Here is a 23,091-nt window from a genome sequence, read left to right on the forward strand (position 1 = left end):
CTGCTGTATTTCTTTCATTAAAATGCGGAATATTCAAATGAAAGATTCTGATAGGGCAAAACATGGATTCAATTCTTATTGAAGGTTTAAAAGTTGAGACAGTGATTGGCTGTTTTGACTGGGAACGACAGATTATTCAGCCTTTGATGCTGGATCTGACGGTCAATACCTGTCTGAAAAATGCGGCAGAGTCTGATCTGTTGAACGATACACTGAATTATGCAGAAATCTGTGAGCTGTCGGCTCAGGTTATCCAGCAGGCACAGCCAGAATTGATTGAACATGCAGCACACCTTGTATTAAAGGTTCTTTTTACTACCTTTCCTGCTGTTGAATCCATTATCATAACCATCCGTAAGCCTGCCATTATCGCGCAAGCAAATTCTGTAGGAATTCGTCTTGAACGCCACCGAAACGATTTTCGCCCTAGCTCTGGCGAGTAATTGCAATTCACAACCTAATTTTCAGAAAACATTTGCACAGATTCAGCGTATGGGCACATCCGTATTTTCAGCTGTATATCTGATTCCCTGTCGGGATGGCATCGGTGCAGATTACTGGAATGCTGCCTGTCTGCTGAAAAGTCAGTTAACGGTAGATGAAATGACTGCCATTCTGAAAAAAATGGAAGCAGATTCTGGGCGGGTGCGTCCATCGCATCATATTTCACTGGATATTGATCTGATTGCCTGGGGGGCGGATTTAACTGCCATGACGTTTAATCCTAAAAAACTTCCCCTGGCGCTGGATGTCAAAATCCCAATGATGGAGATCTGGCAGGATGATCAGTTCAGACATGCTGAACATGATTTTCCACAGGTTTCATTGAACATTCAGTGAGAAATAAATTGAATGGTCAGAACCTTATTTTACAGTGTGGTTTCAACAGTCATATTTCTCTCTGGATGCGGCACTACAAATACTGGGTTGGGAAATATCCAGTTTAGGGGGCAGGCAAATCAGCCTGAACAGAAAATCAAGATACAGGAACAACAGTTACAGCAGGCGGTCTATGCCTATACTCAAACGACTGCGCAATACGACTTTGCACTGACTGACCTGAATGCAGATGCTGTGGATGACGCTGCAGTTCTATTGAAAGGTATGGACTGGTGTGGTTCAGGTGGATGTACATTGCTGATATTTAAAGGAACGGCTTTGGGCTTTGACTTGGTCAGTAAAACGACTTTGGTGAATACACCTGTTGATGTTTCAGATAAACCTATCAATGGATGGAAGTCGCTGAGTGTTTACAGTAAAGGTACAGGGAATGTCCTGTTAAAATTTGATGGACACACCTATCCAGGAAATCCATCCATGATTCAGCAGAATAAAGAACAGTCCGACTTACAGATTCTGATTAAAGATTAAAATAAAAAATTTACGGCATATTTACGGCAATCCAGTTTTCCCGCATAGAGAGTTTACGCCTGTCTTTTTCATACTTGCATGTGGAATATCTCCGATGTAAAGGATAAAAAAGATGTCTGCTGAATTACAAGCGCATCAATTGCTGATACAGCATCAATCATGCTTAATTACGCTTAAAACAAATAATACAGATCAGGTTGTCTATAACCTGAATGTCCTGAATACACCTTCATTGTGTGAGGTGCATCATGACTGAAATGATACTGCTCCTGACAGTAGTCATAGTGCTTGCTGTTCCATTGGGGAAATATCTTGCTGCCGTCATGCAGAACAGACCCATGAAAACAGATCTGCTGTTCAGCTGGTTTGAAAAGCCGTTATATGCCTTACTTGGAACTGATCCCTCACGAGGAATGAATGCCAGAACTTATGCCTTAAGTTTTGCTGTCAGCTGTGTATTTCTGGGACTGGTGACCTGGCTACTGTTTATGGTTCAGGCAGCATTACCCCTCAATCCCAATAATGCACCCAATATGTCATGGGATCTGGCACTGCACACCATGATCTCGTTTCTGACCAACACCAACCAGCAGCATTATTCAGGTCAGGCTCAACTTTCCTATCTGTCACAGATGGTCGGGATAGTCGGTATGCAGGTGATTACCCCAATGATGGGACTGGCAATGGTGGTGGCTACAGTCCGTGCGCTGTTTTATAAACCAGAACCGCAGTCTGCTGAGAAAAAAAGCCTGAGTGAAATTAATGTCGGAAACTACTGGGCTGATGTCATCCGTCCAACCTTCCGTTTCTTACTGCCACTTTGCCTGGTATGGTCAGTGCTGTTGGCAGGTCAGGGTGTACCATCCACTTTTCAGGGCGGTCCTGAAGTACAGGTACTTGAACCGACTTCAGAAATGCAGACACAGAAAATACCTTTAGGTCCGGTTGCTTCCATGGTTGCCATAAAACAGCTTGGCAGTAATGGTGGCGGCTGGTATGGACCGAACAGTACTGTTCCGCTGGAAAATCCAACCCCATTATCCAATTTCCTGGAAATGATGGCGATTTTACTGATTCCAGTCAGTGTGATTTTCATGCTTGGTTTTTTCACACGGCGTGCAAAATTTGCAGGACTGGTGTTTGGTTCCATGCTGTTTATGTCTGTAGTTTCTGCAACAGCAGCGATCTGGTCAGAAAGTCTTTCATCTACTGCAAATCAGCTGTCCTCAATGGAAGGAAAAGAAGTCCGTTTTGGTGAATCATCTTCTGCACTGTGGGCAGCGGTAACCACTCAGGTCAACAACGGCTCTGTGGGCATGATGCACGATTCATCTGCACCGCTGACGGGACTTGTGAGCCTGTCAGACATGATGATCAATGCTATCTGGGGTGGTGTGGGTTGTGGGTTACAGCAGTTTCTGGTGTATCTGTTCCTGGCGGTATTTATTGCAGGATTAATGACAGGACGAACACCTGAAATTTTTGGGCGGAAAATTGAAGCTGCCGAAATTAAACTGCTAGCGGTACTGATTTTACTTCAGCCATTGGTGATTCTGGGCTTTACAGCAATTACACTGGCTGTTCCGTCCCTGACAGGAAACAGTAATCCAGGTTATCACGGAATCAGTCAGGTACTGTACGAATATGTTTCTGCCTATGCCAATAACGGTTCAGGGTTTGAGGGACTGGCGGATAACACCATCTGGTGGAATGTCAGCTGTTCGGCGGCATTACTGCTGGGACGTTTCCCTGCACTGATTATTCCGCTGTTCATCGCCGCACGACTGGCAACTAAAAGACAGGCACCTGAAAGTTCAGGCAGTCTGAAAATTGAAACTCCAACCTTTGCTCTGACACTGATTGCCATTGTAGTCATGCTGACATTACTTCAGTTCATGCCTGTGCTGGTTCTCGGTCCAATTGCAGATCACTTGTTGCTTGTTCAGGGTTAAGGAGCAGAAAAATGAATAAACAGATCCGTTCAGAAAATACCTCTGCATTTTTACAGCCTGAAGCCTGGAAAAATGCCTGTATTAAATTATTGCCCCAGCATGCGTTCAAAAATCCCGTAATGGCGATAGTATGGTTGGGTACGCTGATTACATTTTTCAGCACATTGATGGGCGCGGTAAATTTACTGTTTGGACTGTCAGTGACACTGATTCTGTTCATTACCGTACTGTTTGCCAATTATGCAGAAGCTGTTGCTGAAGCCAAAGGTCGGGGACAGGCATCTTCACTGCGTGCAGCCCGTCAGAATCTGACTGCCCGAAGACTTTCATCAGTTCATGATACTCAGGCTGTTCAGATTGCAGCAACAGATCTGAAAAAGAATGATCTGATCGAAGTCCGTGCTGGGGAAATTATTCCGTCCGATGGTGAAATCATTGAGGGTTTTGCTACCATCAATGAAGCAGCAGTGACAGGTGAATCTGCACCTGTTTTACGTGAGGCTGGTACTGATCACTCTGGGGTGATAGGAGGGACAAAAGTTCTGACAGACCGCATTGTGGTTCAGGTCACAGCAGAAGCAGGGAACAGTTTTCTGGATCGTATGATTGCACTGGTGGAAGGTTCAAACCGTCAGAAAACACCCAATGAAATTGCACTGGGAATCCTGCTGACCGTAATGACAGTGACTTTTATACTGGTGGTTGTGACCTTACCGTTTATCAGCCACTTTCTAGGTATCCGCATTGATCCCGTCTTACTGGTTGCTTTGCTGGTCTGTCTGATTCCGACAACGATTGGTGGTTTATTGCCTGCAATTGGTATTGCTGGTATGAACAGGGCTTTAAAAGCCAATGTTATTGCAAAATCAGGTAAGGCAGTGGAGGTGGCTGGGGACGTTGATGTGTTGCTGCTGGATAAAACAGGCACGATTACCTATGGTGACCGCCAGGCAACAGCATTTTATCCGGTTGCAGGAGTATCTGAATCTGAGCTTCGTCAGGCAGCGGTCATGACTTCACTGGCAGACCCGACACCTGAAGGGAAATCTATTGTTGCTTTGGCGAAAGAGCTTGGAGATCGTATAAATGAGCCTGTAAATGCTGAATTTATTGCCTTTAATGCTGCAACACGGATTTCAGGGGTAAATCTTCAGGAAGGACAGCAGATCCGTAAAGGGGCGATGGATGCCATTCTTAAATTTGTCGGTCAGAAAGAAGATCATACTGAGCTGATAACCCGTGTGGAACAGGTCGCATCAAAAGGTGCAACTCCGCTGGTTGTGGCAAGAAATCAGACTTTACTGGGTGTGATAGAACTGTCCGATGTGATTAAACACGGTATTAAGGAAAAGTTTGCCCGTTTACGTGAAATGGGTATTAAAACAGTCATGGTGACAGGTGATAACCCATTAACCGCTGCGGCAATTGCTGCTGAAGCAGGTGTTGATGATTATATTGCTGAAGCAAAACCTGAAGACAAACTCGAATGTATCCGTAAAGAGCAGCAAAGTGGGCATCTGGTTGCCATGGTGGGTGATGGTACCAATGATGCACCGGCACTTGCACAGGCAGATATCGGACTGGCAATGAACTCAGGCACCCAGGCTGCTAAAGAAGCGGGCAATATGGTGGATCTGGATTCTGATCCAACCAAACTGCTGGCGGTTGTGGAAATTGGGAAACAGCAGCTGATTACCCGTGGCGCATTAACCACTTTTTCCCTGGCAAATGACATTTCAAAATACTTTGCCATTTTACCTGCCTTGTTTGTGGTGGCGATTCCAGAAATGCAGGTGTTGAATGTGATGCAGCTGGGCAGTTCACAGAGTGCAGTTCTGTCTGCACTGATATTCAATGCCATTGTGATTCCTTTACTTATTCCAGTTGCACTGCGAGGTGTGAAATTTAAACCCTCCACATCAACTCAGCTGCTCAGAAAAAATATGCTGATCTATGGTGTCGGCGGTGTGATTTTACCGTTCATAGCCATTAAAGCCATTGATATGGTGATTACTCAGATTATGTCTGTATAAATACAGGAGCAGACACATGAATATACAGAATGTACAGACCGTTGAAACAGGTGCTCTGGGTACAGTTGTCAGAGCATCGCTGGGATTGACAGTGATCAGCCTGGGAATCTGTGGTTTTTTATACAGTGCTGTTGCCACGGGTGCAGGACAGTTGATTTTTCCACATCAGGCAAATGGCAGTCTGATCGTGCAGAATGAACAGATTGTAGGTTCTGAGCTGATTGCACAGCCTTTTCAGGGAATGGAGTATTTTCATTCACGTCCATCAGCTTCAGCTTATGATCCAATGGCTGCAGCAGGAAGTAATATGGCACGAACCAATCCAGAACTGCAAAAGACCATTCAGCAGCGTGTTGCAGAGCAGGCAACTTTAAATGTCGTGTCACCGCATCAGATTCCTAAGGATCTGGTCACCGCATCGGGTAGCGGACTGGATCCTGAAATCAGTGTGCAGGCTGCAATGATTCAGGCAAAAAGAATTGCTGCCAGACGCAATGTTTCGGAGCAGGATATTCTGACTTTGATTGCTCAGCATACACGGTATCCAACGGCTGGGTTGCTGGGCACTGCGCGGATCAATGTACTGAAACTGAATCTGTTGCTTGATCAGCAGTATGGCAAAGTCTAGAGCTTGAATGGGTGGATTCTGTATCTGCAGAATCTGCCCTGATCACAAATTTTATGACAATTGTTGAACCGTATCTGAATAGGATATCCTGTCGGATATAAGCAGAACTAAAATACTTTCATGCCAGTCATGAGAAATGGCAGAACAATGACAGAACATCGAAATATAAAAGCAGATACCTTATTACAGCACGTGCAGCGTTATCAGTCAGGTCGTCTGACGGTTTTTCTGGGTGCAGCACCGGGTGTCGGTAAAACCTATGCCATGCTGATGCGGGCGCGTGATCTGCACCATCAGGGGCAGGATATTGTTATTGGTTATGTTGAGGCGCATGGTCGGACTGAAACTGAAAGTCTGAGAGATGGTCTGTCCGAAATTCCGCTTAAACAGATCAGCTATCGGGGGCATTCACTGGTTGAAATGGATATAGATGCTGTTCTGAAACGTAAACCTGCGATTGTACTTGTAGATGAATTTGCCCATCAGAATGTCTCTGGCAGCAGACACAGTAAACGCTGGCAGGACGTCAGTGAACTGCTGGATGCAGGCATAGATGTTTTTACCACCATGAATATTCAGCATCTTGAAAGTCTGAATGATGTGGTTTATCAGATTACAGGTGTCAGGGTTAAAGAAACCGTACCAGATCGGGTGCTTGAGCGCATCAGGGATATTCGTCTGATAGATTTGCCGGTCAATGAACTGCTTGAACGGCTGAATCAGGGCAAAGTTTATGTGCCTGAGCAGACAGCACAGGCACTGCAGGGTTTTTTCAATATTTCCAATCTGACTGCTTTGCGTGAACTTGCGATTCAGACGGTTGCCGGTTACGTAGATGTGGATGTCCGTGAAAACTTCATGGTGCAGGGACAGATGCCTGTCCCTTTAAATAACCATGTACTGATTCTGCTTGAGGAAACAGTTCAGCCCGAGGCAATGGTCAGAGCAGGTTGTCGGCTTGCTGAAAAAAGAGCAGCTCAATGGACTGTGGTTGCATTTGCAGCAGATAAGCGCAATGGTTCAGCACACGTAAAAGCCGTGGACGATGCTTTTAATCTTGCCCGACAGATGGGAGGAATGACCGAAACATTGTATGGTCAGGAAAAAGCCCGAATTTTAAATGATTTTGCGGTGACTAAAGGTATTGCGACCCTAATGTTGCCACAACAGAAAACAACTGTTCTGAACCATCTGAATCCATCCATTGCTCAGCAGCTGATGAAAAAACAGCCTTCTTATGAGTTGAGTATTGTTCCTGTTCGGCAGAAAGACAGAAGTGCGGACAAACAGCACTTAAAAGGTTCATTTTTGAATGTGAAAGAAAGCCTGTTAGTTGTGCTGACAACATGTGTGAGTATTGCGATTGCATGGGTCGGAGAATATTTTCTGGGAATAGAAGAACTGTCGGTTATTTTTATCACCGCTGTAGTGTTCGTTGCGTCAAAGACCCGAATGCTGGCTGCTGTCAGTTCTGCACTGCTGTTTTTTCTGGCTTATAATTTTTTCTTTATCAGTCCTGAATTTACCTTACAGATATCAGCACATCAGGGTGTGGTGACAGTCATTGCATTTTTAGCCGCTGCTCTGATAGCCAGTCGGCTGGCATCGCGTTTAAGGGAGCAGGTGGTTGCCTTAAAAACTGCCAACAGTCATAACAGTATCATGCAGGATCTTGGACAGAAGCTGTCTATGGCTGTAAATCTGGAGCAGGTGATACAGCATGGACAGCAAAGTCTCGAACAGCATCTCCATGCACAGATCTGGATCAGTCTTTCAGACAGTACGGAAACAGGCAGTGATTTATCACTTCTGACAGAAAAAGAAAAAATCTCGGCAGAATGGACACGTAAGAATCATCAGCCATCGGGTCGTTTTACTCAGACACTCATGGAAAATGAATGGATGTTTCTTCCTTTGCTGACTTCAAGGGAATCACTGGGAGTCGCAGGTATAAAATATCCTGCCGCAGTTACTGCACTGAACAGTGAACAGAAGCATCTGATGGAATCCATGGTCGATTATATTGCTCAGGCGGTTTATCGGACGCAGTTGACCAAAGAGCTTGAAATTGCCAATGTAAATTCTGAAACAGAAAAATTACGTTCGGCACTGCTGTCTTCAGTTTCTCATGATTTAAGATCGCCACTGGCTTCCATGATTGGTTCGGCAGATACACTGATGCATTATCGTCAAAACATGAATGATGAAGACCAGAACAGTCTTCTGCAGGCGATACATATTGAGGGTGAACGACTGGACCGTTATATTCAGAATCTGCTGGATATGACCCGTCTGGGACATGAAGGCTTAAGTCTGAAACGGGACTGGATCGGAGCAGATGAACTGGTTGGATCTGCTGTCCGTCGTTTGAAACGCTATATGCCTGAGACGCTGGTCAGCGTGACTTTACCAGCAGAACCCGTCAGTTTGTTTGTTCATGCGGCACTGATTGAACAGGCTGTTTTTAATGTGCTTGAAAATGCTGCAAAATTTTCGCCACAAGGTGTACCTGTAGAAGTTGAAGTGCTTCAGCTCAATCAGGAGCAGATACAGATTGTCATATCAGATCAGGGTGAAGGTATTCCTGAAGATGAGCGTAACCGTATTTTTGATATGTTCTATACCATGCAGCGCGGTGACCGTGGGCAGTATGGAACAGGTCTTGGGCTGACTATCGTGAAAGCAATTGTTGGTGCGCATATGGGACAGATTTCTGCTGAATCAGCACAAAACAGTAAAGGCACCTGTATCAGAATGACTTTGCCGATCAGCCACGGTGCATAACAGAGGACTGCGTTTTGGAATATGTAAAATTACAGAGTAATGCAGCGAACATCCTGATCATTGATGATGAAAATCAGATCAGAAAATTCCTGGATATTGCTTTACGGGCTCAGGGTTACCGAACAGAACTGACAGAAACCGGTCAGCAGGGACTGGAAGCACTGGCTTTACATGGAGCTGATCTTGTTATTCTTGATTTAGGGTTGCCTGATCTGGATGGTCGTGAAGTGCTGACTGAATTACGGCAGTGGTCTCATGTTCCGGTGATTGTACTTTCAGTACGTGCAGACGAAGAAGAAAAAGTGACATTGCTGGATGCAGGAGCAAATGACTATGTGACCAAACCTTTCAGTGTTCAGGAGTTGATGGCACGGATCCGTGTCATGCTCAGAAACACGCCTGTTACGACTGAGTCGGCAGTATATGATGATGGTGAGCTGAAAATAGATTTTGCACAGAGACAGGTTTATCTGAATAAAGAACTGATTTCTTTGACCCGAAAAGAGTTTCAGCTGTTAAATATGCTGGCAATGCACCAGGGGCAGTTACTGACTCAGCCTCAGATTTTAAAAGACCTGTGGGGACCAACACATCAGGAAGATACGCATTATTTACGGATACTGGTGGCGAAGCTGAGAAGTAAACTGGGAGATGATGCTGTGCATCCCCGTTATATTGTGACCGAACCTGGGGTTGGTCTCAGGTTTACAGGAAAATCAGCCCTTGGACTCTGAGTCTGATTCCGTTACTAGTTCTGCTTTATTGTCATTGGTCTGTGGTTGTAAGCTCTGGCTGAGTTATTAAAAAAGCCCCTGGGAAAATATTCAGGGGCTTTTTATGAAAACAGAACTGAACCTGTTGACTCAGATATAGTAACTGGTTTTTGTCATCAGTTTAGAAATAGCGGTCATAGTGATCCGTACCGGTAAAGGTAAATCAACACCACCTGCGTTTAAAGCCGTATCACGATGATGCAGTTCATCTTCATTCATCTGTACCAGAATTTTGCGTGAACGGTCATCCTGAGGAGGTAACTGACTGATATGGTGCTCAAGGTGAAGGCTGACCTGACGTTCTGTTTCAGCAACAAAACCCAGGCTGTATTTATCACCAGCAATCCCTGCAAGTGCACCCATACCAAAAGACAGTCCGTACCAGACAGGGTTCAGCAGGCTGGTGTGGCTGTCCAGTTCTTTTAAGCGGTCTTCACACCATGCCAGGTGATCCTGTTCCTCTACAGCAGCCTGTTCCATTTCCTTGCGGACATTGGGCAGTTTTGCGGTCAGTGCCTGTCCATGATAAAGCGCCTGGGCACAGACTTCACCACTGTGGTTTACACGCATCAGACCCGCCACATGACGGGCTTCACTGACTGCCAGCTGAGTCTCAGAGGTGTTTCCTGGGTTACTGCGCTGAGCAGTGGTGACTCCGGGAACAAGACTGCGTAATGCCTGATCAAATGAATGAATGAGTTTGTCCATACCTGAATATTGGCGCATGAAATTATTCCTCCAGTGAGTCTTTGGCAGAGTGAAGTGCAGGTTTCAGCCTGATCAGTAACCAGGTGGTAAATATTGCACTGAGTACAGCAGTCATACAGAAAAGTATTTTGATATCAATCTTCAGTACGCTCAAGATGATAATGGAAAAAACTGCAGATGACACCATAAAAACAGCATTCAGGATATTATTTGCTGCTACGACCCGCGCACGGTGTGAACGTGGAGAATAAGCCTGCATCATGGCGTACAGCGGAACAATATAAAAACCGCCACTGATTCCGAGCAGCGTCACAGCAATCATGACATGATAATAACTCCATCCCTGATGGAATATCTCAGACAGACCAATCAAGGCACCTGTTTTTTCTGGAACAAAACTCAGGCTTGCTGCCAGATATAAAGCAAACAGTGTCAGACCGACAGCTCCAATGGGAACCATTTTCAGATTGACTTCAGAACCGCCAAAACGTCTGCACAGCAGAGATCCAACACCTATACCGACTGAAAAAAAGGTCAGCAGCAGACTGACTACGTTTTCTGATGCATGCAGATTCTGCTGAGTCAGTTGAGGAATCTGAGTCAGATAAGTTGCTCCATAAAACCAGTACCATGAATTGCCCAGTAAAATCAGAAAAACAGCAGGCAGGCTTTTCGCATAGCAGATGGTCTGATAACTGGTTCTGAAAAAGTTCCAGTCAATTTTAATGTCGGGTGCGGTAACTTTCTGCTTCAGAACAAAAGTACTTGAGATATAACCCAGTACAGCAATGGTGACAACGGTCAGACTGATCCAGATCAGGTTTCCCTGAGAGGCTGAAATCACAGCACCCCCCAGGATCATACCGATCAGAATTGCCATGGATGTGCCTGACTGAAACAGTGCGTTTCCAGACATCAGTTCACTGGGTTTCAGTATTTCAGGCAGTACTGCATATTTGATTGGACCAAAGAAGGTGGAGTGTGTCCCCATCATGAACAGTGCCAGTAACAGCAGCCATAAATTACCGAGTAAAAAGCCTGCTGTACCGATCAGCATGATGATAATTTCAAGAAGTTTGATGCCACGGATGAGTTTTGAGCGTTCAAACTTATCTGCAATCTGTCCGGCTGTCGCAGAAAAAATGAAGTAAGGTAAAATGAACAGCAACGCAGCCAGGTTGTTCAGTGTGCTGATGTTTACCCCTTGCTGATGAATCCATCCGTATGTCATCACGAGCAGCAGTGCCTGTTTATAAACGTTGTCGTTTAAAGCACCAAAAAACTGCGTGATAAACATCGGTAAAAACCGCCGTGTACCTAACAGATGTTCATTTTTCTTCATAGTTCGGGACTTCATAAAGTTTTATTAAGAAATGTGTTCATTTGGTAAAACAGCAAGCAAAATCATGTATGATATTTTTAGCCTGTATTTCAGTGAAAAATCCAATACATTTGAGTTTGTTAGCAAACCTTTTGTTGGGATATTTCCATCAAAAATATTATATTGTTCAGAGTTATCCATGCTTGCCAGAAAGAATTTTAAAAAGTCAGTGCTTTGTCTGAGTATGAGTTCCATCAGTCTGTGGAATCATCGCAGTATCTGCATGGGGGTCTTTTTAAGTGTACTTGCTCAACATGGTTTTGCACAGAATAACCTGACTGAACTGGCGCAGACACAACCTGAGCCTACTCAAACAGAAATAACAGAACAACTCAAGAGCGAAGCTGTTAAACAGGGCATGGACAGTGCTGAACAGTTACAGAAAATAGAACTGTCCCAGTCAGAACAGCCTGCTCAGCCTGACAGTATGGCGATGTTGCAACAGCAGGAAACTTCGGTACAGCCACTGGCAGAGTTTAAACCGATAGAATTTGAAGACCTTCAGGACTTACCCATTGCCCCTGTCGATCAGACTATAGCAGATGAAATTTTCAAAGAAGCATCTGTAGCAAAACAGGAAGCAGAACAGTACCGTGCAGGTCAGACACAGGAAATAGTTGTCACTGATGCCAGTCAGCAGGAACTGGCAGAAATTAACCAGGCACCTGTAAATGTGGATCAGCTGATGAGTTCGATTCAGGCTGACAGTAAAATTGTAGTGGAAGCCAATGAAACGGGGCGCTCCTTACCAGAACTTGGACTGGTTACAGAGCCTGAAAATAAGGAAGAGCCTGGTTTATTCAAACGCTGGTATTATAAAATCAGACCGCCACGTGAAGCCACTGTTTCGAAAGTACCCCGAATCAAAGCGGAGGTGGTTTTTACATCGACCACTCAGAATAGTAAGGAAATTTCTGATAAGGACTATGCCGCAGCACTGGAGAGCCTGAAAGCAAATATACAGGGTAAACTGTCCAGTTTTACTCAGGAATCTTATTCAGATTTTCCTTCGGCTTTGCCTCAGTTAAGAACGATGTCTAACCAGGCAGCTCAGGCACTGGGTTTTTATAATGCAGTTTTCCGCTTTGAAAAAATCAGTGAAAGTAAGGTGCGTGTCAACGTAACCCCAAATGCTCCAGTTTTAGTGAAAACGCAGAATATCGAATTTAGTGGCGGTGGTGAAAATCAGCCACAGTTCCAGGTGATTGGCGTTCTGCCCGATCTTGAGGTTGGGGATATTCTGAATCACGGTGAATATGAAAAGACCAAAAGCCGGATTAATGAAGCGGCATCCAATAACGGATTTTTTGATGGTTACTGGCGCTTGCATGATGTTAAGGTGGCTCAGCCTCAGAACACGGCAGACATTAACCTGCGTTATGCAACAGGTGAGCGCTATAAACTGGGTGCTGTAGAATTCAGAATGAGTGATCCATCCAAAGAGCTGCCCATTGATTTGGATGTACTGCAAAGCATGGTGTCATGGAAAGATGGTGCAGATTATGCATTCTGGCGGGTAAATTCTTTAGCAAACAACCTGACCAACTCCCGCTATTTCAACTACACACTGGTGGATGCTGTAAAACCAGATCCGATTGAAGTTCCTGGAGAGCTGCCACCTGACCTGCAGGAGCTTGTGGATCAGGATAAACTGTCACGTTCGGACGTCATGCCACAGACTGAAAATGCAGGAAAAACGGTGGCATCCAGAACGGAAGTCACTCAGAATGTCGTGGATGAAAAACAGTTTGCCGGTGCAAATGCTTCGGTACAGGACAGTGAAAAATTAAGAACCATGCAGGCTGAACAGCAGAATAAACTAAGTGAAGAAGATCTGCGTAAAGAGCAGGCACGTGAAGAAAAGAAAATTCCCGTTATTGTGACGCTGAATGCGGACAAGCTGAACAATGCTGAAGTGGGTGTCGGTTATGGTACAGATACTGGCGCACGTCTGCGTGGACAATATCGCCGTGCCATTGTAAACCGTCGTGGACACTCATTTGATGCCAATATGGAACTGTCACAGATCAGGCAGTCCATTGATGGTCGTTATAATATTCCTTATAACCACCCATTGAATGACTACATCAGCCTGGTAGGTGGTTATGAACGTGAAGAACGTGATGATGTCGGTCAGGGTGTCAATCTGATGATTGAATCTGCTGTTGCAGGTGCTGACCGGGTGATTAAAAACCCTCGTGGCAGCTGGCAGCATACATTTGGTTTGCGTTACCGTCTGGATCGTTTAACACAGAGTGGAACAGTTGTAGCTGTAGAAGATATACCGGATGCATTCCTGGCAAACCGTAATTCAGAGCAGGAATCCTTACTGTTAGGTTATGAAATTTCACGTACTGACAGTGATAAACGGGTCAACCCGACACGTGGTTTTAAACAGACCTATAAGCTGGAACTGGGCAGTGAATCATTACTGTCTGATGCAGATATGGCAATTGTAAATGCTGCATGGCATTTTATTTACTCACTGGGCGAGAACAATAATCATCAGTTTGTCGGAAGTACTCAGGCTGGTTATATCTTTACTCAGGATTTCAATAAGGTTCCGTATAATCTACGCTACTTTACAGGTGGTGATCAGTCATTACGTGGTTTTGACTATAAGAGTCTTTCGCCTGAAGTGGATGGATTTAAAGTGGGTGGTCAGGCTCTGGCTGTAGGTTCACTTGAATATAATTATCAGTTCAAGGAAGGCTGGCGCGCAGCTGTATTCAGTGACTTTGGTAATGCGTATGATGAAAAATTCAGTAATGATCTGGAATACAGTGCCGGTATCGGGATTCGATGGGCATCACCGATTGGTCCAATCCGTATAGATGTCGCATCGGGTCTTTCAGACGAAAATCATCCTATACGATTACATTTCTTTATTGGTTCACAATTATAAAATTCGGGCGTTGGAAGAGTTATGGCTGAAACAGAACAGCAACAGGCACCTCAGGAACAGATTCCAGAACAGCCTCCGAAAAAAAGGAAGGTGCTGAAAAGTATACTGCTGACTTTGCTTTTCGCAGTTCTGACGCTTGTAGCTGCACTGGCTCTGATGTTTTCGACTGACAAAGGCAGTAAATTTCTGTTGGATCGGGTGTTGCAGACTCAGAGTATTATTAAATATGAGTATGAGGGTGGCAATCTGCTCAAAGGCATTATTCTGAAGAATGTGCTGGTCACTTTGGCTCCTGTAGATGTAAAAATTGACCGGGCTGATGTAACACTGGGCTGGCGGGCTATTCTCAATAAAGAAATCCATCTGAATCACGCCGATATTAATAATGTTCAGGTGATCAGTAAATCGCCTCCTTCTGATGAACCCTTTAAATTCAGCCCGATTAAACTGCCTTTTATTTTAAGAGTGGATGATGCTGCAATTGATCATCTGGCGATTAAAACTTCCAGTGCAGGTGTGGATTTTTACGATATTCAGCTGAACAATGCATTGTGGTCAGGTACAGAGCTGGAGTTTGAAGACTCGCATGTCGATATGGGCTATCTGGGCGTACGTAATGCCACAGGAACCATGAAGTTTGAAGGTAAATATCCATTGGACATCAAAGCGACGGTTAATTTACCTGCTTTACGTGAAAGTCTGAATGTCCATGATATTTCAGTTGTTGCCAAAGGTACGCTCGATACCATTCAGGCCGGTGTGGCAACAAATACGCCTGACCTGCTGATGGGGTGGGCGGTGGTTCATCCTGTACGTCCTCACGTACCTATGTCAGGCGCTTTAAAATTTAATAATTATCACTGGCCTTTAATGCAGGACCAGGAACTGCTTTCCAAAGAAGGTACAGCCAGATTTGATGGCAATATTCAGAAACTGAATCTGAATATTGTGACGGACTTAAGTGGTAAAAATATCCCGCAGGGACAGTATAACGCAGTGATGGACACGGACCTGGTCAATCAGCTGAATATTTCCAGTCTGAATGGTCAGTTAATGAAAGGTTCAGTCAACCTGAGTGGGCTGGTAGGATGGAATGAAAAAGTTCACTGGGATATCAAGGGGCGTATGGATGGTATTGACCCGAAAGATAAGCTCATTCCTCAGGTGGTTCAGGACTTTTTACCTCCAGCACTTGATGCAGCGCTTGCGTCTAAAGGCGAGCTGAAAGATGGGATGCATTTAAATGCACAGGTTGATTTTGACCGCTATGAAAGCTGGAATGTCAAACTGGATCAGAATCAGCCTGAAGCTGAAAAAGCTGCACCTATGCTGATGGATGTCAGCTGGCAGAAGATCGATCGGGCTGTTCCGTATGTGGGGTGGCTGACCAGTGATGCTGGTAATGTCAAAATGGCACTGGTTGAAGGTCAGCAGAATATCCATGTTGTAACAAAAATTACCCGTCATGAAAAAAGCAGCCTGCCTGCCGGTCTGTATCAGGCTCAGTTAAATCTGAAAAACAACAACTTAAATGTTCCTTCTTTCAGCTACATGGCTGATAAAGGCAGTCTGAGTGGGCATGCGAAAGTTGAGTTACCTCATGAAAAGCGTCTGCTGAAATGGTCAGCACTGTTAACTGCCAAAGATTTCAATCCACAGACTGTTGCAACAGCAGCACCAGTCAATCTGTTGAATGGTCAGATCAATGCCAGCGGTTATGCAGAGCCGGATAAACAGATCATTCAGCTGAATGCGATCAATCTGACAGGAAAAATGGCGGGACAGAATGAAACTATCCATCTGACAGGAAAGAGTACCGCAGCTGTGCTGTTCCATAATTCTGCGCAGGGTGGTGGTTTTAAAAGTTTTGCTGTGAATTATGATGGTGCATTAAATGCTTCGGCTGTACCTGCCAGTCAGGGTGTGCTGAAACTCGGTATTTCCGGAACACCTGAACTTATCCGAATTTCAGAGTTAAAACATAATGGTGCTGCGGGTCAGATTCTTGCCAGTGGTGCGGTGGATCTTAAAAATGGACTGGGATGGGATATCAATGCATCTCTCATTCGTTTTAAACCGCATTATTTTGTATCAAGTGTGCGGGGTGAACTGTCCGGTAATGTAAAAACACAGGGTGTATGGTCGGACAAACTGAAACGGATCAATATTCAGAAACTGAACCTTGCAGGTATGCTGAATAATAAACCAGTACGTGGGACAGGTAATCTGGCGGTTATTCTCAATTCAGATCAGCAGGGTTTCATTCCTCAGCAGTTTGAGGCAAACAATCTGTTTCTGTCTTATGCCGCAAATCAGATTCAGGCAACTGGAAATGCCCAGAACCTGAGAGTAAAAGTCAATGCACCTGCGCTGTATGAGCTGTATGGTGGGTTACGTGGTCGGGTGTATGGTTATTTAAACCTGCAGGCACAGCCACGTCTCAAAGCGACAGCCAATCTTGCTGTGGATGATTTCAGATTTAATGATCTGGTCAGTATCCGTAAAATGCGCCTCAAAGGTGAGTTGCCAACATCTGAAACAACACCGACGCTGATGACAGCAAGTATGGAAGGTTTGATGAATGGTAACCGTGAAATCCGTAAGGGGGAAATTTCCCTGGCTGGTACACGTAAAGCCCATTTACTCAAAGTCCAGGCAGAAAACAGTCTGACCAAATTTTATGTCCAGCTTGCAGGTGGATTCAATAACAGCAATGACTGGCTTGGGCAGATCCAGAAAGGTGATTTTGACTCATTAAGAACCCGTCTGGTTCAGCGTCAGAATGCTTCCGTTATTTATAATTCTGCCCGAACTGAGCTTTTTGTTGGTGCACACTGCTGGATGAGCATGCAGAGTCAGTTGTGTTTTGATCAGCCAATAACAGTCAGTAAAACCAAAGGAAATGTTTCTTTTGTCACACAGAACCTTGATCTGAATGACTTTGCTGCATTTATGCCGGAAGGACTTGCGGTGACAGGTAAAGTGAATGGCTATGCAAAAGCATCCTGGGCACAGGGTTCAAAACCTAAAATTGATGCAAGACTGGTGACCCGTGATGGTGTAATTGGTCTTGCGGCAGATGATCCACAGGAAAAAGCATCGGCTCTGACTTATAACCAGATTGCGGTTGTTGCAAAAAGTGTAGCTGAAGGTCTGCAGATGCGACTTGATGTTAAAACACCAGAAATCGGTGCAGGTTATGCCAACGTTATTATAGACCCCTACAAAGACAGCAAGCCTATGCGTGGGGAAATCGCCTTTAATGAAATACAGCTGAAAGTATTCAAGCCTTTTATTCAGGACGTCCGTTCACTGGGTGGTACGCTGTCATTTGCCGGTAAGGTCAGCGGTACACTGACACAGCCATTGCTCAATGGTGAAATGCGCCTGAAAGATGGTGCGATCAGTATGATTTCCCTGCCTGTGAATCTGACAAATTTACAGATTTACTCATCCATCCGTCAGGACAGCGCAACCATTAATGGTGCATTCAACAGTGGTCGGGGTGTTGGGCATCTGACCGGTAATATAGACTGGAAAGGTGATCCACGTATTCAGTTGTCTCTGAAAGGTGAAGATATGCTGATTCGTCAGGCACCTTTGATCACAGCTGTAATCAAACCGGATCTCACACTTGAAGCCTTACCGCTGAGTAAAAAACTGGTTCTGAAGGGTAAAGTGGATGTACCTCGTGCGCTTATTTCAATGCCAGAAGCATCTGCACCCGTGGTCAACGTTTCTTCAGATGTCCGTATTGTCCAGGAAGGTCAGAATCAGTTAGCGATTCTGAAATCGGCGAAACCCTGGGATATTCGGGCAGATGTAGACGTTAGCTTAGGAAATCAGGTGATTTTTCAGGGCTTTGACAGTCGTATTCCATTGATTGGGCGTTTGTACTTATCTCAGCGGGGACTGGAAACCGCTATGCGTGCCAATGGTGCCATAGGTGTCAGTCAGAAAGTCAAAATTGAAGCTTATGGTCAGAGTCTTGATCTGAACCGCGCAATTGCCCGTTTCAATGGGCCACTGGAAAATCCGACACTGGATATTGAAGCCAATAAAAATGTTCAGGGCAGTACGATTGGTGTTCGTGTTACAGGAACTGCATCGGGTCCAAATATCCAGATTTATAACGATGCAGGACTGTCAGAACAGGAAGCCTTAAATGCCATGCTGACCGGTCGTATTAATGAAGGAACCAGCGGTATCAGTCAGACAGAAGGCTTTAAGTCTGATGTAAATAATACAATTGCTGCTGCCGGTATCAGTATGGGGCTCGGTGGAACAAGGGCACTGACCAATCAGATTGGTCGGACTTTTGGTCTGAGTGGGCTTGCACTGGATGCACAGGGAACAGGCAATGATACTCAGGTCAGCGTGACAGGATATATCACGCCTGATCTGTTTATCCGTTACGGTGTGGGTGTCTTTACTCCGGTAAATAAACTGACGCTGCGTTATCAGATGAACAAACGGATGTACCTGGAGGCAAGTCAGTCTCTGGAACGTGCGATTGATGTGTTCTATAACTGGAAATTCTGATGGGATATAACCCTAACTTTAATCAGTGACGGTTATATTTTATGATTTTTCTCCATTTTACTTATCAGCAGATTCATGAGTATGAGCCTGATTAAGTCAGAGATTGAGTGGAAATGAACGAAATACAGAAAGCTGCTGTGGGGCTTTTATATGATGCAAATTTTGACCCTGAAATTCTGAAAATGCGGTTAAAAAAAAACAGACTTTGTTTGAGTTTAATCAGACTCCCCCTGAGAAGCAGGAAGAACGAAACAGCATTTTGAAAAGTCTGTTTGGGAAAATTGGCAGCAGTTTTGTGATAGAAGGTCCAGTTCATTGTGATTATGGTTTCAATATTGAAATAGGGGATAACTTCTATGCCAATGTCAATCTGGTAATCCTGGACGGTGCAAAAGTTACGATAGGGGATAATGTATTTATTGCTCCAAACACAGGTATCTATACTGCGGGGCATCCACTTGAAAAAGACTTGCGTAATCAGGGACTCGAGTATGTAAAACCGGTTCATATCGGTAACAATGTCTGGATCGGTGCAGGCGTATCCATCATGCCAGGTGTAACGATTGGTGATGATACTGTGATTGGTGCGGGTAGCGTGGTCACCCGATCCATACCATCAGGTGTGGTTGCTGTAGGGAATCCATGCAAAGTCCTGAAGAAAATAGCGAGTACAGATTCTCAGACATGAAACTTTGTTAATGATGAGGAATCGGTTTTTTAAAGCCATCAGGAAAAAAAAGAAGACAGTAGGCATCTGATATAAAAAAACCCTCATCAATATGAGGGTTTTTTTATCAGGGATCAGTCGGCTTTATAGTATTTGACCAGTTCCTGAAAGACTGGTGCTTTGACATCATCTTTAACAATATGTCTTGAAATTACACCTTTATCAGTATGAATGTTCATTAAGATGCTGGAAGAACCACCAAGCTGTGCAACCAGGTTGACTGGAACCAGAACACTGTTGCGTGATCTGTTCGCTTTAAATGGCCGATCAATCTCAGTAGGACCTGTCACATTAAATGGCAGGCTCTTCTCACCATTGGTAAATACCACTTTCTGAATATTGTAGGAAGTATGTGCATCATTCAGGCTTATTTTCACTTTCAGCACATCTTTGTGGGTTTCGTTCCACACGACTGTCAATACAGGGCAGAGTTCAGCTGGCTGACAGATCAGCAGTCCTTTAGTCCCCAGATTGTTGCTGTCCTGAACATGAGTGGTCGCACAGCCTGTAATGAGCAGCATACTGACTGGTAAGTACCATAGTTTATTCATCATAATTAAGTTCTACTGTATACCCAGGAATTGAAATGGCTGAGCTGTTTTGAAAGAAGCATTCGCCTTACCTGCATATACTTTAGCCTGATCTGGGCCAAGTTCAAGCTTTTTCGTCTGGCCATCACTGAAATTGATGTCTTTTAAATCAACCCAGAAAACATTCGGTGATACCGCAGACTCAAAGAAATAAAGCTGTCTTTTGTGATCGACGACTGTACGCCAGCGGGTAGAGGAAATATTGGGTTCTTCTTCAGTGTTCAGACCAAAAGGAACTGAAGTGTTACGTATCACACTGAATACACTGGCAAGTGAGTGTTCAGGTGTCGCATCTTTTGGAATGGCATTGATATAAAAAGATGCACGGGCAAAACGGTCTGCCGCACGGTTTGTTCCTGGCAGCATGGTTGTTCCACCAATCTGCCCCCAGTAAGTATTCAGAGCGAGCTGCTGGTCAAAAGTCGGGGAGTTGGTCATCACCTGGTATTTACGGTTATGGTGAATGACCTGTTTACCGCTGATATATTCAATAATTGCACTGTCACCGCTTGCATCTGAAATGGACAGATGAAGTGTTGCCAGACGTTTTTCACCAGGAACCTGATCAGTTACAACCATGAAGGGTTCTTTTTCCAGCGCTTTAATCGCTTCGTCGACTGTTGCAAAGTTATCCAGTACATACTGTGCCCAGAGGGAAATGCTCAGAGGTGGTTTTTTATTATTCTTTACATCTGGATATTCTGATTCAACCAGCCACAGCAGGTTTGCAGCCAGACCTTTCTCATTGACTCCATCTGTGGTGGATATGTCATAACCGGTCGCAACGACACTGCCATATTTTGACGTCCACTGAATGGATTTTGGACCAGCCATACCTGTACGTTTCACGTTGTTTGGCAATATCCATAAACTGGTTCCGACATCACTTTTCCAGTCCATGGATCGGGCTGTCATGATATCGTTATTGCCCAGATAGACAACACGTGTACATGCCATGGTCAGCTCTGCTGCAATAAGAAGCCCCGCTGCAAGGAGTGTTTTTTTTAAAGATTTATTCATTATTTAACCCTTTATTAAAAAATTGGTAAGTTAATGCCTATGACAGGCCCTTTCTGAATAATGTCCCAGTGAAAATTACCTGACTTATAATCCTGCTCCAGGTAACGGTAACCTGCTCTCAGATTGATATGCCTGTTCATGACAGGAATACGGTATCCGACGTAAGCATGAGCAGAAACTGTGTTTTCAGTGCCGAATGTAATCTCAGATGCCAGATTCCATGGACTGTTAAAATTATATTTAAAACGTGTACCCCAGAAAAATTCATCCCATGACTGATCCGCTTTTACGGACTGATTTGAAACGGAGAGTGTTGCTTTAGCCTCTGTGTGGTGAATCCCTGCTGTGGGTTCAACGATCAGTCTCGGCTGATTATTCTGTGCTGTTTCTGGAGATATATAGGCCTGATAATAAATACCGTATCTGTCCTGATTGAGCTTTGTATTCAATGCGACAGGTAATTGCAGGGCATGTTTATTCTGTGATGTTTTAACAGTCTGCTTATCGGTATAAAATCCCCATAATCCTTTACTGATATCTGCATGAACCATAAAAGCACTGTCCAGTTCTTTTACAGTTTCTTTAAATGGCTGATCCACATCATATCTGATATGACCCTGGTTAATTGAACCATCCACATCCGCTGCAAATGCATACAGGTTGATATACAGTTTTGGTGAGCCCTGAAATGTGTCTGAAAAGCTGCCGGCGGTGGTAACCTGGCTGAAAATGACAGCCATTGAAAAAAATAAATAAGATTTAAAATGCATTAAATTCTCCCCATTTGTATATTTTTTACCATACGTTGAATATTATGAACAGGATTTAATTCATCAATTTTAAGTGATCTTACTGAATTTACAGTGTAATTGGCTGGGGTGTAGCTATAATATCTTTTTCTAAATCCATCCATGTAATGTAGCCACTGGCAATGTCATAGATGGCAGGAAGAACCTGAGCATCCTGTTCAATTTTAGCCTGATGTGTTTCGAGGGCAGTATTCAGGAGCCGCGCTGTAGCTAATGTATGGTTTCTGATGGAATCTTCAGCTGTACCATTAAGGATCAGATTTTCATCAATCTGGGTGATCAGATCCTGTAATGGACCTTTCATTTTTTTATTTTCATGAGCAGCTGTCACCGCACCACAGCAGGTATGACCAAGAACAATAATCAAAGGTGTTTTCAGATGCTGTATCGCATACTGAATACTTCCCAGCACAGAGGTATCACTGACATTACCGGCGTTCTGTATGACGAACAGACTCCCCAGGCTCTGGTCAAAAATGATGTCTGGAGAAACTCTGGAATCTGAACAGCAAAGGATAACAGCATAAGGATTCTGAGCTTCCGAAAGCGTCTGGAGGTCATGGTGCAAAACATTATTCATTTTATGCTGAATAAAGCGTGCATTGCCTTTCCGTAAAATATTCAGCGACTCTTGCCATGTTCTCAATTTTCAGTCCTTTTTGTGTTTTAACTGCTGAATAACCTAGCATAAATGCTGCTGTTTTTTATAGCGCTCATAAAAAGTGTGGTTGAAGGTCTGTAGATGCGACTTGATGTTAAGACATCAGAAATTGGTGCTGGTTATGCCGATGTTATTATAGATCTATATAAAGACAGTAAGCCTATGCATGGGGAAATAGTATTTAATGAAATACAGCTTTTATAACTG

General features: G+C 44.3%; 19 protein-coding genes. 13 read left to right on the forward strand and 6 right to left on the reverse strand.

Annotated features, from left to right (window positions below; all coding sequences use genetic code 11):
- The first annotated feature begins 62 nt into the window (after positions 1-62).
- The 9 genes from folB (at position 63) to CDG60_RS07470 (ending at position 9,502) form a co-directional block, all read left to right on the forward strand.
- Positions 63-443: a dihydroneopterin aldolase gene (folB, locus tag CDG60_RS07435; RefSeq protein ID WP_087511479.1), complete on the forward strand. Its 381-nt coding sequence runs from the start codon at positions 63-65 to the stop codon at positions 441-443.
- Entirely contained in the window at positions 400-840 is a 441-nt protein-coding gene (locus CDG60_RS07440) for a 2-amino-4-hydroxy-6-hydroxymethyldihydropteridine diphosphokinase (RefSeq protein ID WP_087511481.1), read from the forward strand. The genes folB and CDG60_RS07440 overlap by 44 nt, the downstream gene beginning before the upstream one ends.
- A gap of 12 nt (positions 841-852) precedes the next feature.
- Positions 853-1,371, forward strand: a complete 519-nt coding sequence (locus CDG60_RS07445) for a COG3650 family protein (protein ID WP_119023826.1) — start codon at positions 853-855, stop codon at positions 1,369-1,371.
- Between the two features lie 112 nt (positions 1,372-1,483).
- Complete coding sequence (locus CDG60_RS18155; protein ID WP_160116997.1) at positions 1,484-1,627, forward strand: hypothetical protein; 144 nt, start codon at positions 1,484-1,486, stop codon at positions 1,625-1,627.
- A complete protein-coding gene (kdpA, locus tag CDG60_RS07450; RefSeq protein ID WP_087511485.1) occupies positions 1,620-3,323 on the forward strand; it encodes a potassium-transporting ATPase subunit KdpA in 1,704 nt (567 codons plus the stop codon). Before CDG60_RS18155 ends, kdpA begins: the two co-directional genes overlap by 8 nt.
- 11 nt (positions 3,324-3,334) lie before the next feature.
- Positions 3,335-5,356: a potassium-transporting ATPase subunit KdpB gene (gene kdpB / locus CDG60_RS07455; protein ID WP_087511487.1), complete on the forward strand. Its 2,022-nt coding sequence runs from the start codon at positions 3,335-3,337 to the stop codon at positions 5,354-5,356.
- A gap of 16 nt (positions 5,357-5,372) precedes the next feature.
- Positions 5,373-5,984 (forward strand): potassium-transporting ATPase subunit KdpC, encoded by a 612-nt coding sequence (kdpC, locus tag CDG60_RS07460; protein ID WP_087511489.1) that lies wholly within the window; start codon positions 5,373-5,375, stop codon positions 5,982-5,984.
- Between the two features lie 147 nt (positions 5,985-6,131).
- Positions 6,132-8,768: an ATP-binding protein gene (locus tag CDG60_RS07465; RefSeq protein ID WP_087511491.1), complete on the forward strand. Its 2,637-nt coding sequence runs from the start codon at positions 6,132-6,134 to the stop codon at positions 8,766-8,768.
- Between the two features lie 14 nt (positions 8,769-8,782).
- On the forward strand, positions 8,783-9,502 hold the full coding sequence (locus tag CDG60_RS07470) for a response regulator (protein ID WP_087511493.1): 720 nt from the start codon (positions 8,783-8,785) through the stop codon (positions 9,500-9,502).
- Between the two features lie 129 nt (positions 9,503-9,631).
- On the opposite strand, the gene coq7 is transcribed toward CDG60_RS07470, so the two are convergent.
- Together coq7 and CDG60_RS07480 are read right to left on the reverse strand one after the other, a co-directional pair.
- Positions 9,632-10,267, reverse strand: a complete 636-nt coding sequence (coq7, locus tag CDG60_RS07475; RefSeq protein ID WP_087511494.1) for a 2-polyprenyl-3-methyl-6-methoxy-1,4-benzoquinone monooxygenase — start codon at positions 10,265-10,267, stop codon at positions 9,632-9,634.
- Between the two features lie 4 nt (positions 10,268-10,271).
- The gene (locus CDG60_RS07480) at positions 10,272-11,591 is read right to left on the reverse strand and encodes an MFS transporter (protein ID WP_087511496.1); all 1,320 of its coding nucleotides are present in this window, start codon (positions 11,589-11,591) and stop codon (positions 10,272-10,274) included.
- Positions 11,592-11,769: 178 nt separating this feature from the next.
- Between CDG60_RS07480 and CDG60_RS07485 the strand changes: the two genes are divergently transcribed.
- The 3 genes from CDG60_RS07485 to CDG60_RS18595 all read left to right on the forward strand — a co-directional run bounded on the left by CDG60_RS07485 (position 11,770) and on the right by CDG60_RS18595 (position 19,765).
- A complete protein-coding gene (locus tag CDG60_RS07485) occupies positions 11,770-14,535 on the forward strand; it encodes an autotransporter assembly complex protein TamA (RefSeq protein WP_087511712.1) in 2,766 nt (921 codons plus the stop codon).
- Positions 14,536-14,556: 21 nt separating this feature from the next.
- The gene (locus CDG60_RS07490) at positions 14,557-19,077 is read left to right on the forward strand and encodes a translocation/assembly module TamB domain-containing protein (RefSeq protein ID WP_087511498.1); all 4,521 of its coding nucleotides are present in this window, start codon (positions 14,557-14,559) and stop codon (positions 19,075-19,077) included.
- A gap of 547 nt (positions 19,078-19,624) precedes the next feature.
- The gene (locus tag CDG60_RS18595) at positions 19,625-19,765 is read left to right on the forward strand and encodes an LbetaH domain-containing protein (RefSeq protein ID WP_406565309.1); all 141 of its coding nucleotides are present in this window, start codon (positions 19,625-19,627) and stop codon (positions 19,763-19,765) included.
- Between the two features lie 113 nt (positions 19,766-19,878).
- On the opposite strand, the gene CDG60_RS07500 is transcribed toward CDG60_RS18595, so the two are convergent.
- The 4 genes from CDG60_RS07500 to CDG60_RS07515 all read right to left on the reverse strand — a co-directional run bounded on the left by CDG60_RS07500 (position 19,879) and on the right by CDG60_RS07515 (position 22,869).
- Positions 19,879-20,358, reverse strand: coding sequence for a hypothetical protein (locus CDG60_RS07500; protein WP_087511500.1), 480 nt, complete (start codon positions 20,356-20,358; stop codon positions 19,879-19,881).
- Between the two features lie 9 nt (positions 20,359-20,367).
- Positions 20,368-21,414 (reverse strand): bile salt hydrolase, encoded by a 1,047-nt coding sequence (bsh, locus tag CDG60_RS07505; protein ID WP_087511502.1) that lies wholly within the window; start codon positions 21,412-21,414, stop codon positions 20,368-20,370.
- A gap of 14 nt (positions 21,415-21,428) precedes the next feature.
- Positions 21,429-22,184, reverse strand: coding sequence for a hypothetical protein (locus tag CDG60_RS07510; RefSeq protein ID WP_087511504.1), 756 nt, complete (start codon positions 22,182-22,184; stop codon positions 21,429-21,431).
- Positions 22,185-22,272: 88 nt separating this feature from the next.
- The gene (locus CDG60_RS07515) at positions 22,273-22,869 is read right to left on the reverse strand and encodes a carbonic anhydrase (protein WP_227542942.1); all 597 of its coding nucleotides are present in this window, start codon (positions 22,867-22,869) and stop codon (positions 22,273-22,275) included.
- A gap of 96 nt (positions 22,870-22,965) precedes the next feature.
- Between CDG60_RS07515 and CDG60_RS18525 the strand changes: the two genes are divergently transcribed.
- The gene (locus tag CDG60_RS18525; protein ID WP_264757149.1) at positions 22,966-23,088 is read left to right on the forward strand and encodes a hypothetical protein; all 123 of its coding nucleotides are present in this window, start codon (positions 22,966-22,968) and stop codon (positions 23,086-23,088) included.
- Positions 23,089-23,091: the final 3 nt, after the last annotated feature.

Source organism: Acinetobacter chinensis, from assembly GCF_002165375.2.
GTDB lineage: Bacteria > Pseudomonadota > Gammaproteobacteria > Pseudomonadales > Moraxellaceae > Acinetobacter > Acinetobacter chinensis.